This window comes from Stenotrophomonas sp. 3diitr2024 (assembly GCF_042136455.1).
Lineage (GTDB): Bacteria > Pseudomonadota > Gammaproteobacteria > Xanthomonadales > Xanthomonadaceae > Stenotrophomonas > Stenotrophomonas sepilia.
Window position 1 is genome coordinate 1 of the sequence record NZ_JBHHMJ010000473.1, and the last position, 3,231, is coordinate 3,231.

Annotated in this window: 3 protein-coding genes; all 3 read right to left on the reverse strand. The window is 65.5% G+C overall.

Annotation, left to right across the window (positions count from 1 at the left end; genetic code table 11):
* A partial coding sequence (locus tag ABGA94_RS11895; RefSeq protein ID WP_375367374.1) for a methyl-accepting chemotaxis protein occupies window positions 1-1,955 on the reverse strand: 1,955 nt, incomplete at its 3' end.
* A gap of 101 nt (window positions 1,956-2,056) precedes the next feature.
* A complete protein-coding gene (locus ABGA94_RS11900; RefSeq protein ID WP_005416411.1) occupies window positions 2,057-2,440 on the reverse strand; it encodes a hypothetical protein in 384 nt (127 codons plus the stop codon).
* Between the two features lie 136 nt (window positions 2,441-2,576).
* Window positions 2,577-3,068: a chemotaxis protein CheW gene (locus tag ABGA94_RS11905; RefSeq protein WP_005416412.1), complete on the reverse strand. Its 492-nt coding sequence runs from the start codon at window positions 3,066-3,068 to the stop codon at window positions 2,577-2,579.
* Between the last annotated feature and the right edge of the window lie 163 nt (window positions 3,069-3,231).

The following is a 3,231-nucleotide window of genomic DNA, read 5'->3' on the forward strand; positions in this document are numbered from 1 at the left end:
CATCGACCGTTGCCGCGAGGCCGGCGTGGTGGCGTACCAGATCGTGTTGAAGAACAGCTGACGGACGCCGCCGCATGTTGACCCTTGTCCTGGTGGTGATCCTGGCCGCGCTCGTCTTCGAGTTCATCAACGGCTTCCACGGCGGCATTCAGCGCCAGGATGTTGGTCTGGAACGCAATGCCGTCGATGACGCTGATGATCTCGGCGATCTTCTTCGACGAGGCTTCGATGGCCGACATGGTGGTGACCACCTGGCCGACGACTTCACCGCCCTGCGAGGCGACGCCGTGGGCGCCGATGGCGAGCTGGTTGGCCTGGCGGGCATGCTCGGCGTTCTGGCGCACGGTGGAGGTCAATTCCTCCATCGAGGCCGCGGTTTCTTCCAGGTTGGCAGCCTGCTGCTCGGTGCGGCGCGACAGGTCGCTGTTGCCCGAGGCGATCTCGCCGGCGGCCGAACTGATCGCGCGGCTGGACTGCTTGATGCGGGTGACGATCTCGCTCAGCTGCGCGGCGGTGGCGTTGGCATCGTCACGCATGCGGGCGAACACGCCCTGGTAGTCGCCGTGCATGCGCACGGTCAGGTCACCCTGCGACAGTGCCGCAAGCAGGCCGGAGATCTGTTCGATGCTGCCAGCGTTGGCATCCAGCAGGCCGTTGATCTGCTGGGCGAGCTGCAGGAAGAAGCCTTCCTTGTCGGTCGCGTCGATGCGGCCGGACAGGTCGCCGGCGGCAGCCTGGGCGATCACGCGGGCCACTTCGGCTTCGACCTGCGCTTCCTGGGTACGGTCGCGCCATTCCACCACGTAGCCGACGGTGTCGCCGCCTTCATTGCGGATGGTCGAGACCACCTGGGCGAACTGGGCATCGCCATACTGCATCGGGCGACGGGCGACGCCGTGTGCCTTCAGGTTACCCAGCAGGGTCTGGTCCATCTCGCCGCGGTGTTCAAGCACGGTGACCGGCTTGCCGATCAGCGAGGCCTGGGCATCGAAGTCCGGCAGGTCGCGGCGAACTTCGTCCTGGTACTGGCTCAGGGTCTGCTGCAGGGCGCGGTTGCTGTAGACGATGGTGTTGCTGGTGTCGGTCAGGTACACGCCGGTCGAGCTGTAGTCCAGCGCGGTACGGATGCGCAGATTCTCGCGGGCCACGGCCTGGTCGGTCTCGATGCGCTCGCGGAGGTCGCGCTGCATGCGCTGCATGGCCTGCATCAGTTCGCCCACTTCGTCCTGGCGGCTGACGTCGATATGACCATCGAGCTTGCCACCGGCGACGTCGTTGGCGACCGAGACGGCGCCACGCACGCTGCCGACCAGTGCGCGGGCGAACAGCCACACCAGCACCAGGCCGAGTGCGGCGCCACCCAGCAGGGCGATCACGGTCAGCACGGCCGAGGCGGAATAGGTGGAGGCGGCCTCTTCGCGCGAGGCGCGGGCGAGGCGGTTGTCTTCGGCGATCAGCGCTTCCAGCGCCGATGCAGCCTTGCGGTGCTTGGTACGGGTTTCGCCGACGAAGGTATCGATGGCATCGTCTGGCAGGTCAAGTTCCAGCATCTCGGTGACGCTGTCATAGGACGCCAGCGCATCCTTCCATTCCTTGGCGAAGGTGTCGAACAGCTTCTTCTGTTGTGCGTTGTCGACCAGCTTCGGATAGTCCTTGATCGACTTGTCCATGCTGGTGCGCAGGTCGACGGCCTGCTTGCGCGCATCGGACTTGACGTCGTCGCTGGCGCGGATCAACTGCTGGTAGGCGGCATTGCGGTATTCGCCCAGCATGCCGCGCATCTCGCCGGCGAGGCGGATGCTCTCCATGCGTGAACCGGCCAGCTCGGTGGTGACGTTGTTCAGCGAATGCAGGCCGCGATAGGCGACGATGCCCTGCAGCAGCATCACCAGCAGGAGGACGCCGAAGGTCAGCAGCAGCTTCGGCATCAGTTTCAGGTTGTTGATCCACGGCATGGGCGTTGCGAGCTCCTAAGGCAGACGCGCCCGGGCATCGGGCCCGGTTGCAGCAGAAACCACGCCGGCACCAGGTCCGGCGTGGTTCGACGGACAGCGGATTACTTGATGTTGGCCAGCTTCAGCCCAGCCGGCGAGCTGACTTCGATTTCCGCGCGCGAGGCGTCGCGCTGGATCTTGCCGATCACGCAGACGGTCTTGCCTTCCAGGGTTTCCAGCGGGAAGGAGAACTTGCCGCGGTTCTCGCCGGCGATGCGGGCCGAGAAGGTGTGGCGCGGGAAGGCGCCGCCCATGTACAGGAAGGTCGGCTGGCCTTCGGAACCTTCTGCGTAGCGGGCCTTTTCAACCTTGCCACAGACCATGCCGTCCTTGCCGACCGAACGCGGGGCCAGTTCCGGCGGGATCATGTCAGCCGACTGGGCGAAAGCGGAGGCGGCGGTGGTGGCCAGGACAGCGGCCGAAACGAACGCAAGCAGGGACTTCATCGAGGGGTATCTCCGGGGATGGTAACGGTCGGGCCGGCCCTGCGCGCTCCTGCGCGGCCGGCTTCTGTCCCCCTATCGGCATCGCCGGGGGGAACTGAAGGGTTTTGTGACCGGAACGTGAAGCAGTTCCGTTTACTCAGGCGGCGACGTCTTCGGTGAGGCTGGCCTGGCCCATGTCGGCGCTGTCGAGCAGGGTCTCGATGTCCAGCAGGATCAGCATGCGATCATCGTGGGTACCGATGCCGGAGATGAAGCGGGTATCGACGGCGGCACCGAATTCCGGGGTCGGTCGGATCTGCTCGGCCGACAGCGGGATCACGTCGGAGACGCTGTCGACGACGATGCCGACCACGCGGTCTTCGACGTTCAGCACGATCATCACGGTGAAGGCGTCGTAGCGGGCGTTGTCCAGGCGCAGCTTCAGGCGCAGGTCGATCACCGGGACGATGGTGCCACGCAGGTTGATCACGCCCTTGATGTAGTCCGGGGCATCCGGCACGCGGGTAACCGCGTCGTAGCCACGGATTTCCTGCACCTTGAGGATGTCCACGCCGTAGTGCTCGTCACCAAGGGTGAAGCTGAGGAATTCGCCACCGGTGCTGGCGGCGGAGCTGGTCTTGTCGTTCATCGAGGGGTCCTGGTTCTGCCGGAAGTCCCGGTGTCAGGCTCGATATCGGCCCCGCTGGGGGGGACTTTAGGTGCCCGGGCAGTGGATGGGGTCTGATCCCTTTTCAGGGAAAAGGGATCTGACCCCGGCATGCGTTCCAGGGTTGCCGGCCATCGGCCGGCAC

Coding starts and splice junctions, on each gene's coding strand:
- ABGA94_RS11900 (WP_005416411.1), bottom strand. CDS start 2,440: ATGAAGTCCCTGCTTGCGTTCGTTTCGGCCGCTGTCCTGGCCACCACC.
- ABGA94_RS11905 (WP_005416412.1), bottom strand. CDS start 3,068: ATGAACGACAAGACCAGCTCCGCCGCCAGCACCGGTGGCGAATTCCTC.